The 18,504-nt window shown below is 53.8% G+C and carries 8 protein-coding genes; 3 read left to right on the forward strand and 5 right to left on the reverse strand.

Annotated elements, in window-relative coordinates:
* Positions 1-1,531: 1,531 nt before the first annotated feature.
* The 4 genes from NB063_RS22835 to NB063_RS22850 all read right to left on the reverse strand — a co-directional run bounded on the left by NB063_RS22835 (position 1,532) and on the right by NB063_RS22850 (position 6,978).
* On the reverse strand, positions 1,532-2,767 hold the full coding sequence (locus NB063_RS22835; protein WP_250931217.1) for a hypothetical protein: 1,236 nt from the start codon (positions 2,765-2,767) through the stop codon (positions 1,532-1,534).
* The gene (locus tag NB063_RS22840) at positions 2,764-4,128 is read right to left on the reverse strand and encodes a DUF1552 domain-containing protein (RefSeq protein WP_250931218.1); all 1,365 of its coding nucleotides are present in this window, start codon (positions 4,126-4,128) and stop codon (positions 2,764-2,766) included. Before NB063_RS22840 ends, NB063_RS22835 begins: the two co-directional genes overlap by 4 nt.
* Before the next feature lie 31 nt (positions 4,129-4,159).
* Positions 4,160-6,595 (reverse strand): DUF1592 domain-containing protein, encoded by a 2,436-nt coding sequence (locus NB063_RS22845; protein WP_250931219.1) that lies wholly within the window; start codon positions 6,593-6,595, stop codon positions 4,160-4,162.
* Positions 6,596-6,789: 194 nt separating this feature from the next.
* On the reverse strand, positions 6,790-6,978 hold the full coding sequence (locus NB063_RS22850; protein WP_250931220.1) for a hypothetical protein: 189 nt from the start codon (positions 6,976-6,978) through the stop codon (positions 6,790-6,792).
* Between the two features lie 539 nt (positions 6,979-7,517).
* Here NB063_RS22850 and NB063_RS22855 point away from each other — a divergent pair.
* Positions 7,518-11,549: a CHAT domain-containing protein gene (locus NB063_RS22855; RefSeq protein ID WP_250931221.1), complete on the forward strand. Its 4,032-nt coding sequence runs from the start codon at positions 7,518-7,520 to the stop codon at positions 11,547-11,549.
* On the forward strand, positions 11,546-13,849 hold the full coding sequence (locus tag NB063_RS22860) for a caspase family protein (RefSeq protein WP_250931222.1): 2,304 nt from the start codon (positions 11,546-11,548) through the stop codon (positions 13,847-13,849). The genes NB063_RS22855 and NB063_RS22860 overlap by 4 nt, the downstream gene beginning before the upstream one ends.
* A 288-nt stretch (positions 13,850-14,137) precedes the next feature.
* Here NB063_RS22860 and NB063_RS22865 read toward each other — a convergent pair whose 3' ends face one another.
* On the reverse strand, positions 14,138-16,558 hold the full coding sequence (locus NB063_RS22865; protein WP_250931223.1) for an alpha-amylase family protein: 2,421 nt from the start codon (positions 16,556-16,558) through the stop codon (positions 14,138-14,140).
* A gap of 293 nt (positions 16,559-16,851) precedes the next feature.
* Here NB063_RS22865 and NB063_RS22870 point away from each other — a divergent pair, with 293 nt between their 5' ends.
* Positions 16,852-18,342 carry a hypothetical protein gene (locus tag NB063_RS22870; RefSeq protein ID WP_250931224.1) on the forward strand — a complete coding sequence of 497 codons (1,491 nt, stop codon included), beginning with the start codon at positions 16,852-16,854 and terminating at the stop codon, positions 18,340-18,342.
* Positions 18,343-18,504 lie beyond the last annotated feature (162 nt).

Below are 18,504 nucleotides of genomic sequence, written 5' to 3' on the forward strand. Positions count from 1 at the left end.
AGTGGAAAAAGTCGAGCTAAAGGCCAGTTCTTTTTCAATGTCATGCGCATGCGAGCGACGTTTTTCAATGATTTCGGGATGGTGAGATCTCGGCCACCCAGAAGTCGTTACGTAAGGCATGGCTGGTGGCTTCGAAAGAGTGATTGGCCCTGTTTAGGACACTGGCATGCCTCGAAAACCCCGTTGCAAAGCCGCTGGTCCCGCGGACGTGTAGGTCGTTCACGCTGTGAAGCGGTGTGCTGGCGATATCGGTGGAGGATGTTGACCACAAAATGGTCGAACGACACGAAAGTAGCGAGAGGTTCTCGAAAGTTCCTTCATGACCGTTAACGCTGGGGTTGGCTTTCACATCACCAGCATGGAAGACTGCTTGTTGGCGAGCGGCAGAATGACTGCTAAGCAGGTGGGCAGGAATAATTGGGAAAAATCCTATGAGCCATTCGGGCGTTAGCCTGGACTGCTAAGTCTCTGGACCGCTAAATCGTTGCGAAGACGTGGGAATACAAGGCCACGCCAGTATTGCTTCCGTTTTAGGTCGCGATAGCGACGGCAGGCGAAAGCCCGGGACGCGAGTCCGGGGTCGACGCCGCCTCCACACATCCCAAGTCGCGAAGCGATGACAGATGCCGTACCCGGTGATTCATTCGTGCGCACGGGGTTTGTGTCGTCGCGTTGCGACTTGCTTCTCTTCGTTTGCCCAAACCACGGACTCACGTCCGTGGCTTCTGGATGTCGTCACTATCGTGACTAACCATTCGCGAAAATCTGGATTCAGCTAAACAAAAATAGGACAGCGACACATCTTGTCCATAACGAAGTTTTGGCATTTCAGCGATAGCTTTGGTTGGGAGTAGGAACCACGGTTAGCATCAAATGAAAGATATACCGAAAGTCTCTAGCCTACGTGCTTAGCAGCCTGGCATATTCATCGCTCGACCCAATTCCTCATCTAACGATCGCCTGTCGCTGTGTCTGCCGAGTTGCTGAACGATGTCCAGCCAATCGTTTCGAGAGTGCCGGTAGTTTGAATTTCATGAGTCAATTAGGCGTTGCCCTGGATTGCTAACTCATTGCAAAAACGTGGAAATGCAAGACCACGCAAGTTTGAGTCAATTCTTAGTCGTGGATCGCTCCGTCGATCCAGCGTTTCGGCGACCTGGAATGGTTGTGCGCCAACTTTTGATTTGGCTTAAAAAGCGGCTGATTGGCAACAATCGCGTCATGCCTTGTCATTGGACCGCGGACGAGCTGGAAAACGCCAATTTCTGGCGGCGTGTTAGAGTTCTCGACCCTCACGTAGCGAAGCCTCTCCGAGGCTACGAAAGCAGAAACGCCCGCGATCCTCGGTCTCGGGGACGTCGATTGTTTTAGTGCACTTTTTACCGGACGGCTCGCGCCGTTCCGCTACTTTTGAAATCCCGCAGTGATTAAATCGACGTCCCGAGAGACCGAGCTACGTGAAGAGTGGCGCCGTGCAGTCTGGGACTCACCCGGTAACAAACATCGCCACAGCGCGATGATTCCTCGCCGGTTACTCAGTGGGTGGCAATAACAATGGGGGACGAATGTCGAACGGATGAATTTTCTCTTCTCGAGGTAAATCGTGGCGGTCCCAGCTGCCTGCCTGTAACCGAACCGTCCGACCGGGACGAATTCCTTCTAGCAATTCGTTCATGCGAAAACGGAGACGGAATCCGCTGCTACCCGGAGCGATTATTGGATTAGAAAGTGATTCGCTAACGTTAATTAACTCAGTGACCCGAACAGATTGACCATCATTATGGGCGTCATGAGTTCGCAGTGAGGATTCCGCAACAATGACCCGTGCCGACTGATTTGAAGGAAAGAAATCGGCATGCTTTGTCTCAAAACCGGTATAGAACTCGACCGTGACGATGCCTGCGCCCTTTTCCAGGTATTCAATCGCGGACACCATTGCTGGAAAACCACGATCTCTGATCTGCTGATCAAACACCCGCTGTTGTCGTTCCGAAGCGGCGGCCCGGCTGGCGGGGTCAATCCAGAGATCGGTCACCCGCCCCGGCCCATACATGGTCGCCCAAGTGAGATTAAACAACACCGTTTGCCCGACGGCCAAATCGGCCCAATCCCCCATTTTATTTGCCTTCCAGACGCGGGTTGCAAGGGTGTAATCCAAGATCTGTTTTCCTCGTAGGCCTTCCACGGTGGGGAACCCGGAAAGTTCGGGCAATCTGGATTCCTTTTCGAGCGGTACCTTTTCAACCGTCAGTTTTTGCTGAGCAGAATCAATAGCGAGAATCTTCCAACCTTGGTTCTGCCGTTGATAAAAAGTGAAATCGTCTTCCAATCGCAGCGCTTGGCTAAGCGGTGAATCCGGCGACCGATCAATGGGTTGGTTTTTGACAGTGGCTGCGTAGTCGGTTTCCATCAGCTCGACGGGAAAATTACCCGCAGGCCCCAAGTGGAACCAGCCATGCAAATGCGTCCCGAGGGGAATGTCAGCAAGCGAGGCCGTCGCTCCGTTATAAAAGATCGCACCGTACGGCAGCATGCTAAACGCCAGCGGTAGATCTTGGTGGTATTTGATTCGTGAATCCAGACGATCGCATCTTAGGATCCCCATCCGATTGACATGATCCACCATCGTCAATTCTCCGGCGATCACGTGAGAGGTTCCCGGGGTCGGAAAGGCATCTGGGGTTGCTACCGTCGCGGTCTGCTGAGCCATTGCCGCGGTTGCCATCAGTGTCCAACCGCACATCGCCAGGAAACGAAGACGCCTCATGATTCAATCTCCGATACCGTGCTGACACTGTCCGCAAACGCTTCTGTATCGACTCCCATCTTCTGTGCCATCGTAAGCAGCACGTTGCTAAGTCGTCCTTTATCGTTAGTGGGTCGAGAACAGATGCCGTAATGCTTTTTGGGATCACTTAAATCGTAGCCATCGAAGTGTCCGAGGTTGTAATCAATATGCTGTCCGTGACGCAGACCTAAGTTGCTGCCGCCCGCCAAAATGGTCGGCACGTTTGCATTGCCGTGACTGTGCCCGTACGCCATGCCACTGCCGTACAGCACCATCGTGGTGTCGAGCAATTTTCCGTCGGCGTCTTCCACTGCTGAAAGTCGATCTAGCAAATAAGCAAATTGTTCAAAATTGAAAGTATCACTTTCGGTCAAACGACGAAGTTGCTCGGGATCCCCGTTGTGATGGGAGAGTGAATGACGAGTTTGATTGATTGAGATCTCGGGGATCGGTAACCCTTTGCCTTCGTCGCCGCTACTAAACGTAACAACTCGGGTCATATCGGTTTGAAATGCAAGCACGATCAGGTCGTACATCATGCGAAAATACTCACCCACCTTCTGCTGAGAGACGTCACGATTAATACGGCGCTCGTCGTCTGCCGCGACCTCGGGTCGAGGAACGTCAAGCCATTGATCGGCTCGTTGTGTCCGGATTTCGACTTCCCGAACCGAGGAAAGATATTGGTCTAAACGCGTGCGGTCTTGAACTCCAATCTCACGTTGAAGGGCTCGTGACTCATCGAGAATCGCGTCCAACACACTTTTCGTCTGTTGCAGTCCGCGGCGTTCTTTTTCCACCCCACCATCGGGCGCGTAAAAGAGACGTTTAAACACCTCCATTGGCTTTATCTCCGCTGGCAATGCGATCCCATCGCTGTTGTAAGACAACGATCGACCCGTGTTGCTCAAAACGAGCGAAGGGAAGCGGGTCATGGGTGCCGTTTTCTCGGCCATCAGTTGATCGATTGAAATCGAATTTCGTTCCGTTGGACCGATCTTGCCGCCAGTCAACCAGATGCTTTGACACCCGTGGTGATGCCCGAGAGCGTGCGGATGATGCAGCCCGCTGATCGGCGTCAAATGATCACGATGTCTTTCGAGTGGCTTTAGCGATTTGCTAAACGTGTAGCCCTTACCGGATTCGAGAATTTGGTAGTCGAGTGTATTCACCCCATTGGGAAGATAGATGAAAACGCTTCGGCCGGGTTTCGAATCGTTGATCGAAGCAGCGCGAACAGGTCGCATGCAATCGAGAAGAGGTAACGCAACCGACGCGCCAGCTCCACGAAGCAAGCGACGACGCGAAATCCGCCGCTGTTGAGAATGAAAGTATGCCATCAAATTTTTCTTTAGAAATCGGGGAGGTGGCTTATCGTTTCAAAAAAAGGTCCGACAAGACAAAATGTTCCAAAATGTTTTGCAGTCGAAACCCTTCTTTTTGACTGGCAATGACAATCGCATGAATCGCCTCGCGATCGTCAATCGTCATCGGACGCCGTAGCGCATAGGTGGCAAGCTTTTCAACGAATGCCAACGCAAATTGATTCGAATGGTTGAGCAACAATTGCTTAAATTGATCTGGTCCATCAAATGTTTGACCGTTGGGCAATTCACCACTCGCATCCACCGTGGGGTGTTTGCCCTGGCCGTGTTGCACAAATTCTTCGGTACGCCATCTTCCCACTGCGTCGTAATTATCGAAAGCGAATCCCAGGGGATCGATCTTACGATGACAAGCTGCACACTGCGCATGGACTGTGTGCGCCGCCAATTTCATGCGTATCGTTGCTCGGGGCTGGTCCACCGGATTAGGTTCAATCGCGTCGATGTTGGCGGGGGGCGGATTGGGCGTCCTTCCGAAAATGACTTCCGAAACCCAAATGCCACGATGGACGGGGCGATGACGCGTTCCGTCGGATGTCAGAGACAACACGGATGCCTGAGTTAGCAGCCCACCCCGATGACTTTGTTTGTTCAACATGACTCGTTGAAATCCTGCGTCACCCGGCGGGGGCAGTTCATAGTGCGTCGCCAATCGAGGATTCACCATCGTCCAATCGGAATGCAAGAATTCTCGAATCGACAGGTTGCGTCGAAACACCTCTGCGAAGAACAGGGTTGACTCCAACACCATGCTTTTTTCCAACCAAGGATCGTAGTCGGGGTACAACTTTTCGTCGGGTGGAAACATGCCAACTTTGGCAAGCTGCAACCACTGTCGTGGGAAGGAATCGCAGAAACGGTCGATCTTCGGATCCGCGAGCATTCGCCGCAGCTGAGACTTTAATGTCGCCGGTTCATGCAATGAACCTTGTTCTGCGGCGGCGATCAATTCTGCGTCCGGCATCGAACTCCACAGAAAGTGCGATAAGCGTGACGCAAGTTCCCAAGAAGTGAGCGTTTCACGATGCTGGCCCGGGACACCCTCGCGAAGGTAATAGAAATTCTGTGACGCCAGGATTCCCAACATTCCCATCTTGAATGCATCACGTGGCGATGTTCCGGCCTGGAGTTCGCTGTTGACGACACTTAAATACCGATCGATCTCATCAGGTTTCGCCGGACGCCGCCAAGCGAGACTTGCAAAACGCGATAGTGATTCTCGAACATCGTCAATCGCACGTTCATCGGGCGGAAGAAATCGCGTTTGCTTTGCTAGACTCGTTTCGTCAACAATCGGACCTTCCCACTCAATCGAGTCAAAGATCAAAAACGGATACAACGCATTGCCGTCCTCGTCCGTCATCTTGCGCTGCCATGGGGCACGCGAAAGTGGGTGATCTAACGTCGTAAAGACATGCTGACCACTTGGTCGCCCCGCGCGCCCCGAGTTGGACGGACCGGGCACTTCATTGGTGACCGACATCGTGATCTTGCCTTCCAAATAGGTTTCGAACTCAAGCGTCACCGGCTGCAGTTCGGGCGCAATCACATCTTGTTCAAAAATCATTCGATCGAGTTGTTGGCAATAAATCGCAACGTGAGGCGGTCGCCCCTCTTTCGATGGCAGACCACTGAGCCTTAATTTGGCTCGATAGATGCCGGGCGGCATCACATACCCTCCGTGCGCCGGTTCGACGTACGACATACGATGTCCCGGCCAAATCAAAGTGCGGACTTGGTCTTCGATCCCTTGTTCCTGAAACACAACTCGGCGCCCGCGATTGGGCCAATCGATATCGATGGCATCCTTTTTCCAGGTCCGTGAATTTGCCAACGTTTGCGGATACGCGATATCGAGAATCTCGCGAGCTGCCACGAGATACTTTTCAACGTGGGATGGCGAGAGAGAAAGCAGCGAGCCGATGCGTTCAAATCCTTTCCACTCAGGATCTGCCGTCATGCGGCCGGGCGCTGCCGTGTCATAATGAACGCCAAGCAAATCAAAAATGGAATGGGAATACTCTTCGCGGCTGAGCCGATAGAACGCAACCGATGAACGCTGCGACATACGGCTGTGCTCACCTTCTTTGATTTTTCTCCCAATCCAATCGACCACCTGTTCGATTTCTGCCGCACTGGGGCGAGATTGGTCAGGCGGGGGCATTTCACCCGAATTGATTCGGCCGATGACTTCATCCCATCGTTCTGCGGTATGGATTGCATGAAAATCCAGTTGCAAGTTGTCGAGCCGAAAGTCACCCTCCTGAGTGTTTTGGTCGTGACAATCGAAGCAGTGCGTTTCGAAGAACGGAAGGACGGTTTGTTCAAAAGATCTTACGTCGTCAGCGACAGCGACCACCGTGAGAGTGGGAAGGACAACCAATGCAGCCAACGCAAGCGTGCGTATGACGGAGTCTTTCATATCGAAAACTAAACGGTGGGGAGATGCAGGCGGGAGAGCCAAACTCGCGGGCATTTCTAGAAGCGAGGCTCTTTGCAGCGATCGACGCACTTTTCGGCGATCGGCTCAGAGGCTAATGGCGCAGACCCGAGAAATATCACCGAGTTTCTTTTTTTTTACTGAGGGGAATCTGTCTGGTTCGGAGACGTCCCCTCTCACATCAGTATGCTGGCGGTTAAATGCCCCGTCGCCTGCACGATGATCCCCTGCTGAGCCACCGCGGCGATTGCATCACAAACGCACTGCCCGCACCAAGCGTTATTCGATCCAATGGTTTTGGGGTTGAGTTTGGTTGACAGGCAACGCGACCGGTTCCATTTAGCCGCCTCCTGATGAAGATGCATGGGAATACTGAGGGCACTCGTCGTTCTCCCCAACCTGCCACCGAGACGTTGTCTAAACGGCAAGCACCCGGTGTCGACTCTCGATTCCTTTGAGCTGTCTTGCGTACCTGTGATGATCACGATCGTCACAAACCTGCTATTGCGTCGTCTGACCTGAAATGGTGAGTTGCTCGAACCGGAGGGCTCGCGTCTTACCGCTAGAAAGCTTAGCGGTGCGGCGCAGGCCGCCCGGTGTTACCCCAATTTGGAATGCTGGCGAAGCACTCGCACTTCTTGTCGCGCTCTGTGACGAGTGAGACCATCTGCACAGTTTCAAAGCGTTCGCCGCCCACGTCATCTACGATTGCGGTCTTTTCCACGCACGCTGTTCGGAAGAATGGCCACATACAGGAGACCTGAGGATTTCGGAATAACATTTGCCTGCTCAGAGGATGGTCAAGCGAGAGAGGGCGTCGGCGATGTTTCAAAGCAGTTTGGGTAGGTCAAGACCGATTGGCGTTGGCAAGGTCCGAATCGGTCGCGAGTCAGGTATGCGCGCGATGAGGCGTTCCCGGTTCGGACTCTGGTTTGTGTTGATCGGGATGGTCGCGACGGCTTTCGCAGCCGACGGACCGGAGGGAACGAACGAACCGCTGTCACCAACATCGGTATCAACTTCCGATCCGCTGCTAGAAGCCAAATCGCTGTTCGCGAAGCAGCAGGGGCAAGCGGCGATTGCTGCAGCCGAAGCGGTCCTTCCACGCATCGGCGAAGCCCCCGATGAACCTCATTGGGTGACACCATTGACCTGGTTGGCTGCTCGCTATGAGGAACAGGGCGATTGGACCGGTGCACTCAAGAATTGGCAACGAGCTTACAACGCGCAGGTTGCTCTTGCGGGCCGCGAGCACTGGCGGTCGCTGGGGATCGGTGCAGAGATTGGCTTTGTTCAGGGAGTGCTCAATCGAGAGGAATCGCACCAAAACAAGATTCAAGATGCTGGCGAACGGCTCTTCAAGGCGAAGTCACTCCGCGAACAAGGCAAGTCCGATGAAGCGGTGAGGTTGCTGCGGCAAGTGCTCGAATCATATGAGCAAACCGGGTTCACGAACTCGCATCGCTATGGATTAACGTTGATGGAGTTGGGGATTTGTTTTCGTGAACAAGACGAGCTGGACCAATCGGAGACACGATTGCGACAGGGGATGGAAGTGATTGCCAGCATGGTTGGCGATTATCATCCGTTAACCGCAGAGTGCATGGCCGAGTTGGCTTGGGTCTTTCATTCCCGGTCTGAAACCTTTTTGACACGGCAGTGGATGAGATGGTCTGCGGAATCACTGCAGCAAACCGTCGGCGAGCAAGATCGGCGTTTTATCTTGAGAGTCGAACATCTGGCGATGATGCTCACGCAACAGCTTGATTACGATTCAGCGCTCGACTTATTAAAGTTCGCATTGGGACTTCGCGAGAATTTGAGCGGTAAAGGGTCGCCCACTTACATCAAGACCTTAACGAACCTCGCCGCCGTGTTCGTATTGCGAGGTGAATTGCAAAACGCCGAGCCGCTGCTTCAGGAATCACTCGCGTATTATGAATCTGCTCGGCACAACGATCCTTCGGGCTATGCCAATGCGCTGAACTACCAGTTCTATATTGCGATGCAGCGACAGGACATGCTGACGGCGGAAAAGCTCATGTTACGCAAAATTGAGCAGCTTGCCTTAGCTGGCGATACGCCACCGATCCAACTGGCGCAGGACTACAAAAGCCTGGGGGCGGTACAACTCGGTTTAGACAAATGCGTGCGAGCCCTCGATGCCATCAACCAATCACTTCGGATCCACGAAGAAATCGGTGATACTTCGTCTCTGCAATACGCTCAGACGCAAGTTCATTTGGCAATCGCGTATCAAGCCTTGGGACAAATCGAAGCGGCGAGGAAGACCTATGAGGTTGCGGTCGCCGTATTTGTCGACTCCCAACAAACCCTGACCGATGAATACGCCGTTTGTCTGGAGAACATGGCGCACCTGGAAGAACAACAGGGGCAGTACGTGCGGGCGGAACACGCTTACACCCTGGCGCTCGAGGTCCGAGAAAAAATTTCGGGAAAGGATAGCTTCGAGTATCTCAGCGCGATGGCGCAAATCGCGAAATTAACAGCCGATCGCGGTTATGTGACCAGCGCTCGCGAAAAATGGACGCAGCTCAGCAGGCTGGTCGAAGAATCACAAGGGACTTCCAGTGAAGCCTACGTGTATTGCTTGCTCGGAACAGCGCGGACCTATCGAGATGACGATCCAAGGAAACTGCAGGAGCTTAAGAAAGCGATTGCGACGGCAAAGTCGGTTGCCGGGGAGCAAAGCTTTGTGTTTCGCGAAGGTCTCGATGAATTAGGAAAGTACCATGCCAGTCAGGGGGAGATTGAAGAAGCCATCGAGGTGTTTCGTCGACTCGCCAGAATCGAAAAGGAATTTGTCGGCGAGCAAAGTCGGAGTCACCTGCAAACGCTTTCCAGCTTAGCGAGGATGTATCTCAGACAACAGGATTGGGAACAATCGACGTTGCTTTTCGAACAGATCCTCGCTCATCAGCAGCGTCGATGCGGCGAGGAAAATCTGGTGACGATTCAGGCTCGGGCGGAACTGGCGGAAGCCTTGGTGCAAGCTGGTGAGTTTTCAAAGGTCACCAAACACTATGCCGAGAATGCACGCGTCAGCGAGCAGCTCTACGGAAAACACGCCTTCGAAACAATCAGGTATTGGGTGGCCTTGGCCGATAATCACATGCGTTTGAAAAATCAATCGGAGGCTGAGAAGCTTTATCGAGAGATGCTCCAACGCGAATTGAAGTCAAGCCAGACCGAGGCGGTGCGTTGGTCGATCGTCCAGCACGTTCGCAGCAGCGGGCTACGCCGTCATTTGCTCAACGCCATTTTGACTCTCAGTCGCGAGCGTCCCACCCAAGCGTCCGAGAACTATCGGTTTGTGCTGGCTTGGAAAGGCCAACAGCTATCCTCTAATCTGCAGGCCCGATCGCAGGGAGATCCTGAGGTGAAGGCACAATTAGCCGAATTGCAACGACTTGATACGCTGTTGTCGGCACATTTGCTCCAAGACACCGACCCCATCGATCCACTCTCGTGGCAACGAAAAGGTGAGCAGCTTATGCAAGAGAAAGAACGAGTCGCTTCGTTGCTTTCTCAGCAGGCAAATCGCATGGCGAATCAGGCTTCAACCGTCGATGTCCAAGCCGTCATCGAGTCGCTTCCTCATGACGTCGTCTTGGTTGATATTGTCGAGTTTCAGTCCGATCCGTGGCGTCAACCTTCACGCCGTGCTGGTGGTCAGGACAGCCAGCAGGACGATCGAAACTTGGTCGCGTTTCTTCTCGGTTCCGGTTTTCCGATTCAGGCAGTTCATCTTGGGCCATCAGCCAAGATTGACGAACAAATCAATCTTTGGCGAAACGATTTTGGGAACTCGCGCGACAGCCATCAGGCTGGCGTGGATCTGCGGCGTCTGCTTTGGGAGCCGCTGCTGCCTTTTGTACGTCAAGCACAACACGTTTTGATTTGTCCTGATGGCCCCGTCACCCAAATTCCACTGGGGGCTCTGCCGGGTGCGAAACCGGGGACTTATTTGATCGAAGAAACATCGCTCAGCGTGTGGCCCGCGGCCCGTGTTCTACCCGACCTGCTCACCGAGGACGGATGGCGTGACGAAGAACGCTCGATCCTGCTGGTGGGCGGGGTCAACTATGACTCGGACGTTTTGGGAGAGTCCGCGGGAACCGGTGACAGCCCGACGCCGTCGAGGGAGCCGGCCATGAAATTTCGTCCCCTGCCGGGAGCGGAACAGGAGATCCGGCAAATTCACGACTTACATCAGGAGCTTTGGCCCCAAGAGAAACGCGAGTCGCTGACTCAGGATGAACCCATTGAATCGGTAATTCGCGATCGATTGCCACATTATCAATATGTTCATCTGGCAACGCATGGTTTTTACTTTCCCGCTCAGGCCGCTTCCGTAACGGTCAAGAACGAATTCGTCGACGAGTTGATTTCGCTGTTCATCGATCGGATGCAGAATTTGGCTCAAAGTCCGGGAATCCTTTCCGGAATGGCACTGGCAGGGGCGAACCGGCCCTATGCCGAATTCGATGGTGTGTTGACCGCGGAGGAGGTTGTGTCGCTGGACTTGTCACGGGTCCAATTGGTCGTGCTGTCAGCGTGCGAAACAGGACTCGGGTTCGATTTGCACGCCAGCAGTGAAGGGCTCTTTGGCCTCCAACGCGCCTTCCACGTGGCCGGGGCCAGATCCGCCATCGCGAGTCTTTGGACGGTGCCTGATCAGGGCACCCGCGAACTCATGGAACGCTTCTACGCGAATCTATGGGAAAGGAAAATGGGAAAAGCCGCTGCACTTCGCGAAGCGCAATTGTGGATTTTGAATGATCATCGTTCGGTGGAAGATGTGGACTCATCCCGAGGGTTGACCGCGATCGACGAGCAGACCGAACGCTCCGTTCCAAAACGATTGCCCCCCTATCACTGGGCCGCCTTCACTCTCAGCGGAGATTGGCGATGATCAACTCCGATCCTCATGGTCGATCAACGCATGTCGAATTGGGCGGGCAGAGTTGTTTCCTGGCCGGTTCTGTTTTAAAGATTCTGTTGGTACCGGTGACTTGGTGGTGTTTGTCGCTGGGCTGGTTGGTGATTTTTGCATCGGACGCGCATGCTGATGACAGAGATGAACACTCACCTCGTCGGCACGCATTGCTGATCGGTTGTACTCGATACGATCATCTCCCCGAACATCTCCATTTAGTCGGTCCTGACAACGACGTTCTGCTGATGCGCTCGGTACTTGAAACGGCAGGCGTTCCTACCGATCAAATCACCGTACTGTGCGATGCTCTGGAGGAGCCATCACTGCGTCCGACACGCGACAACATCGTTTCGCAATTCAAGCGACTGGCAAAACGTGTCGGACCGCATGATCAGGTATTCATTCACTTATCAGGACACGGCAGCCAGCAGCCCAATGATCTCGGAGACCAACTTGCCGACATTGAACCGGATGCCCTCGATGAAGTGTTCTGTCCTGCTGACGTATCAACCGCCTCACCCGGCAATCCCGCAAGGATTCCCAGCGGCATCACCGACGACGATTTTCGTGTTTGGCTCGATGCGATTCGTGACGCCGGCGCAAGCGTGTTTCTGATCGCCGATACGTGCCATTCGGGGACGATTACTCGGGCCAGCGACGAACGAGTCATTCGCAGTCTGCGTCCGGAATCCTTGGGAATCCGGACAGGTCACGCCCGAACACAAAACGCTCGAATGGCGACGGATCCCGGCATCGCGGAACCGAACATCGAACGGCCTGACAGGGTAGCGAAACCGAATGGATTTCCGCGAGGACGTTTGTTGGCGATCTACGCGGCCCAGCCTGGCGAGGTCACCTTTGAGACTCAGCTTCCGCTTGGCTCACCCCAAGCGAAATGTTACGGAATGTTGACGTACACGCTCGCCAAGCATTTGATGGGTGAACCCTCGCTGAGCTGCCGCGAACTGGTGCGACGGATTCACGCGGAGTACATCGCCTTAGGGATTCTGTCGCCGACCCCTTTCGTGGAAGGAGAGCAGACCGAGCAATCGATTTTCGGGCGTCCAATTCTTTCGGAAGCATCGCGGGGGCGGTACACCTTGCAGCAGCGCCCCGAAGGACTGCTCGTCAACGCGGGCGAATTGCATGGCCTCACCATCGGCAGCGTCTTTGCGATTGACTTGAAACCGGACCCCCGCGTCCTCCAGCGGATCGCGCACGTGCGTGTCGTCGGATTGGGACCGCTTTCCTCGACGGTCCAGCCTTGTGCGTATGACGGCGTACCGGCAATGGCGACGCTCTCGACACCCGTAGCCGCCCGACTCGTTCATACTCAGCTTGCCGGACGACCGATTCGCGTGAGCATGGCTTCGAAACCAATGGCGAGCGATTTGCAGGAAAAATGGAAAGCGGTTTCGGCCCGTTTGAACAGTCTCCAATCATCGTCAATTCAGTTGGTCCAAACGCACGATCAGGCTGACTGGATGATTCGCGACGCAGACGACGGGCTCTACTTGACGCCCTTGGCTTCACTTGACCGATTCGCGACAGCCCCGAGGGATCAGGCGACGACAATGCGCATCGGCCCGATTCCCGATCATGAACCTATCGATTGGTTGGCAACGCGACTGAAACGCGTGGCTCGTGCACAGCACCTCATTCAACTGGCTGTATTCGCGATGAGGAATCAGTCCCAGGCACCACCGCTGTCAGTGAGTTTGGTGGTCTACAGTGGTCTGGAGGATTCGCACGGTCGGGTCGTCGACATGACAGCAGGGCGACCACGCGTGGCGGCGGGAACGATCGTCGGATTCGAAATTCAAAACCAAAGTCGCGTGACGCTGGACGCTAGCCTGTTTTTTGTTGATTCGCATTTTGGCATCGAGTCCGTCTTTCCCGTCGAGGGCATGGCCGACAATCGGATCTTGCCCGCAGGCCGCTTTCGCACTCGTCGCTATCGGGTCAATACTCAAACAACCGGTTTGGAGCATGCGGTGGCGATTGCCGTGCGAGGCCGACCCGCTCAACAGCCGACCACCTTCCCGTTCTTATCACAGCCCAGCGTCGAAGTCGGCGATCCTGTCCATCGCACTTCCCAATCAGAGCCACGTGAGCAACGACCCTTCTTCGAGTCGCTGCTACAGAAACTCGACAATTCGCAAACCCAACGCGATCGACCGCTTGCAGGAGAAAGCTCGCGCGACTGGACAATGCAACTGCTCTCTTGGACAACCACCGTCAACTCAACCAAGGACGAATCCGTTCCCGAGTCGTAGGGCCTATTTCGACAGGGCCACTTCCGAGCCAATCGCAACGCGAAGCGCAAGCTTGGAAGGCAGTTGCGAATAATCCGACGCTGACGCTGCGGGTTACCTTGGATTCGTTGATATGTCATGCGTCCGAATCAATTTGAAAACTCACCGCCTGGAGTGTTTCTAGGTGACCGGAGCAATCCAGGACATTGCCTTCTCGATCGTGACGTGTACTTGCCCAAGAGCTGGTCCGATCACCTACTCCGCATGACGCGAGCAGGAGTTCCTGAGCAAACGCCATTGGAAGAATCGTTAGAGGGGCCGAACCTCTAGTAGCGACACGCTTTTTGAGTCGAGATCGAATTCGGACGCAACCGATTTTCCAGTAAACAAGTCGGTCACGGAAATGCTGGTGTGGTCCTTGATACCGATCTTCAATTTGGCATTGTTCTTTCCAATGTTAAGGATGCTCACCAGATAGCTTCCATCGTCTCGTTTCACCGCCAGCCAACGGCAGCCTTTGTGGTCGCTTCCGTTATCTTCGTCAAGCGTTACGTCGGGCAGGCCGCTGACTATTTTTCCAAACGAGAAGTCTCGGATTTGTGCGGTGCTCTCCTCACCGCTGAGAATGATGAGCTCGCCGTTTCCTTGATTCAGGCTCTTGCTATGTGGCTCCCCGTATTCGTTTTTGCTCAAGCTCCTCTCGCTATCGATGATCAAGGTGCCTCCCTGATCCAGGTAGGACTGGAGCGAGTCGAGTTCGCTATCGGTGACGAATTCCGTCCGATAAACCAGAATCGCATCCCACGACTGATTGTCCTGCTTCTTGATGATGTTCTCCGTTGCAAATCCCACGGGAAACCCTTCAAAGAAGAGTTTTTCATAAACCGCGAACTGCTGTGTCATGTGGTTCTGTTTATTGATCGCCGATGTTTCCGAGTGGAAGAGCCGCAACGGGCGGCGCTGTTGCCGCAAGGCGATGATTTCTTCGGAAAAGCTGTTCAGGTCATACATCACCTGTGTGTAGGCGTTGGCGATGTGCGGTTGTTGGTTAACAGAGCCTGCAAAAGATCCTGCAAGCGCAAGGTCAGCGAACTCCAACTCGCCTTCCAGTCGATCTTCGGGCGATCCATCGGGATCTCTCGCCCAGAACCATGCCATGTTAGCGTCCATGCCCTGTAGCGTTGCCAGCCAATAAACACTCTCCACATACTCGACCGACGTATCGAGTTTTCTCCAACGAGAGGCGGATAAGAAATGAGACTCTGAGTTGACGTGGATCTTCTCCGGAGAAACCGACTCCATAAAGTCGTAAGACATGCTCAACTCCTCCCAGCAATAGGCGTAATGTTCCTCCCAAGCTTCTGGTGTGTTTGGATAACTCATTCGCGTTGGCCGAGTTTTGGCATCATCCCCAATCATCGAAGTGAGTTCGGTCAGGGCTTCGAGGTCAATTCCGTGCGCACGATCATTGTCGGAATAAAGGTGTGTGCTGTTCTTGATGTGAGTGTCCGCATCGGGATTGCCGGTGCGAAGTTCGCCTTGAATGAACGCGTACCAATCGATGGCACGGTCCATGCTGTAGCGTGCCCAATCGTAGAACATCGGTGTGCCACGTGTTTGGGAAGGAATTGGAATTTCTATTTCCACCGTTTCAAAACTGGTGAAATCGGCTCCCCAGTTTTTGTTGAGCTGATCGAGATCGCCGTCGTATTTTTTTCGCAACCAATTACGAAATCCGTTGAGAGTGTAAGACGAAATTTGCTGCATTTCGCCGGTGCGTTTGGTCCAACCGCTCGCGATCGAATGCCAGTGGGGTTCGTTGGCGAGAATGTAGCCAAGCTGAGTCACCTTTTTTCCTTTGGTCAGGGCACCGGTTTCTCTGGCAATCGTTCCCCAAACCTCTCTCACCAGAGGGTTGTCGATGTCGAATCCCGTGAACGTCGAACGGCCAAAACGCACTTCCGGTTCGAGCTTCTCTACCCACTCGGGAATCCCCTGGTTCCAGTAGATCAGAAAGCCAACGTTGGACTCTGAAATCCCGGTGACCTCGCGCAGAAGTTCCTGATCGAAGGTGCGATCTTCCTTCAACAAAAAGGAATTGATCGCCCGGTCATGCTCAGGTGGATAAAGATTTTCGCCACCGTGGAAGATAGCACCGAGATGATCGTTGTAGACGCTGGTATCGGTCAGAGGCCGACCGACCGATTTGGAGAAGTAGTCATAGAGAAAGACGGGGCGGCCATTGCTGTTGATCAGCATGTTGTCACCGACTTCGATGTTTTGCCAGTCCACCTTGTTGACCGGGCGTCGCTTGATTTCACCGCTGATGACACGAGATAGTTCGGCAATCCCGCCGTCCAGAATTCCAACGACTTTCTTACGTTGGAAATCCGGGATCTCGGCGGCGAGTTTGTCCTTGTCTTCCTTGTAAGGCGCATACTCCCCGAATAAATAGGCAACCGCATCCTGATTCCTTTCATCCCAATCCGCATATTTCAAAAACTCCTTGGCAAACCAAACGACCGTTTCCTCCCGGGTGACATCGATGCCGTTGGTCTGTGCCTCCTCCATTTTGGATTCCAGCGTTGTGATCTTTGCCAACGCTTCTTTGGTCAATGGGTTGGTTGCTGATGCCGTGACGGTGTCATCCGAGAAACAAGGATTAGGTGCGGACAGCAGGCTGAGCAGTGCGAGTGCGGCAATCGTAAGGTGCGACAGTGTCCGGTTCATGGGTTTCTCGTTAGGAACGGAGGAAGCTGTAGGGTAAGACCGAGTGGAGAGCGCGGGACGTGACACAAAAAGGAGGCGGGCGAATCGTGTTGGGCTCGATTGACTCCGCCATCTTATCAGCATCAAATGAGGTATTATAGTACAATACGACTGCTCGGCAGGTGAATGTCGTGATTACTCGTTGCATCAATATCTCTTCATCTGTTCCGATTTTCGGTCTGCCACTGTGATGCTTGCGATGAATGATTTCTGCACCACCTGATTTCAACCAATTGCTCCAAGGATCTGAAAAAATGATGACTGTCGTTCGTGTGGCTGGATGTGTTTTTGCTTTCATCGGGATGGCGTTACCACTCGTTGCATCCGAGCGTGTGCTGGTCGATATGTCCGGCGATGCGGCGTTGGAAGCGAGCGTAGCGGCAGGATCCAAACTCTCGCTGGTCTCAAACGAGTCTGGCCCCGCTCTTCGAGCCGTGCTGGGCCAGACTCACAAGTGGCCTGGTGTATCCTTTCCATTCAATGGAGGAATTGATGCGTCGGCTTACGGGCGATTGACGTTTCAGATGAAGAACTCGGGGGACTCGCCCCTACGAATCCGCTGTCGGATCGACAGTCGCCCGAAAGGCTCGGATGACTCAGCCAATCTAACTCGCATGCACGATGTCGCGCTTGCGCCGGGTCAAACAAAAGAGGTTCGCATCGCTTTGATACCTCATGTCGAGTACGAAGGAATTTCGCCGAAGGATTTCTTTGGGATGCGTGGGATACCCTTTTTCAGTAAGGAATCGATGCACCTGGAAAATATCACCCAGGTTTTGTTCTTTGTCGTTCAGGATCAAGTGCCACATACATTTGAGGTCGGAACGATCCGCCTTGTCGGCACGCCTTCGCCGGCTTCATCGACATCGATACCCGAGAAAGTCTTTCCATTCATCGATGAGTTCGGACAGTTCAAACACAAGGACTGGCCGGGGAAGACTCATTCGCTCGACGAATTGTTGCAGTCGGTCGAGACCGAAACACGGACTCTTGCTGCGACATCGCCACCGGACTCATGGAATCGCTATGGTGGCTGGAAGAACGGTCCAAAGCTTGAAGCTACCGGTTGGTTTCGCACGGCGAAGCACGAAGGTCGATGGACTCTGGTCGATCCGGATGGCAGGCTATTTTTCTCGTTGGGCATCGATGGAGTCGCCCTGAAGCTGGGCACTATTCTCGATGAACGTCACCACTGGTTCGAGAACGTGCCTCCAGACATTGCCGCGAATAGTGAGTTCTACCATGCTTGGAAACCGAACCTGGAGAGATCCCACTTCTATAACAAATCGGTCCGAGCGTTCAGCTTTCACAAGTACAACGCGATGCGCAAGTACGGACCGGACTGGGAAAATCGCTTCGCTGAGGTTTCTACAAAGCGACTGCCCGCATGGGGCGTCAATACACTGGGAAACTGGTCCTCTCCAGAGATTTGTTCGTTGGGCAAACTTCCCTATGTCGCCTATGTGCGGCCTGACTCGAAATCGGTTGAGGGATCATCCGGGCACTGGGGGAAATTCAAAGACGTGTTTGACCCGAGTTTTGAAGCAAGCATCCGCAAGCAGCTTGAAGGCAAGGTGCTGGCTGGGACTGTGAATGACCCGATGTGCATTGGGTATTTCGTCGACAACGAGTTAACGTTTGGCGATGACACCAACTTGGCTTTCGCAGTTCCGCAGCCGGACGCGATATCGCTGTATTGCTTTGTCGTCTGTGGACTGGCGAACCACTTTCGACGCTCTCGTTAGGATTTGGCTTGTCGCATCCGGACAGCGCGTCGAACTTGGTTCGCAGAGCAAAAAAACGCCAAGGGAAATTCAAGGCTACCCGAGATGCTATCGAGGCGATCAAACAAACACTCGGCCTGCAAACCGAAAACCTAGCCTGAACCCGGCGAGAGCTGCCCGCTC

Origin of the sequence: Aporhodopirellula aestuarii, assembly GCF_023701485.1 — a bacterium.
GTDB lineage: Bacteria > Planctomycetota > Planctomycetia > Pirellulales > Pirellulaceae > Rhodopirellula > Rhodopirellula aestuarii.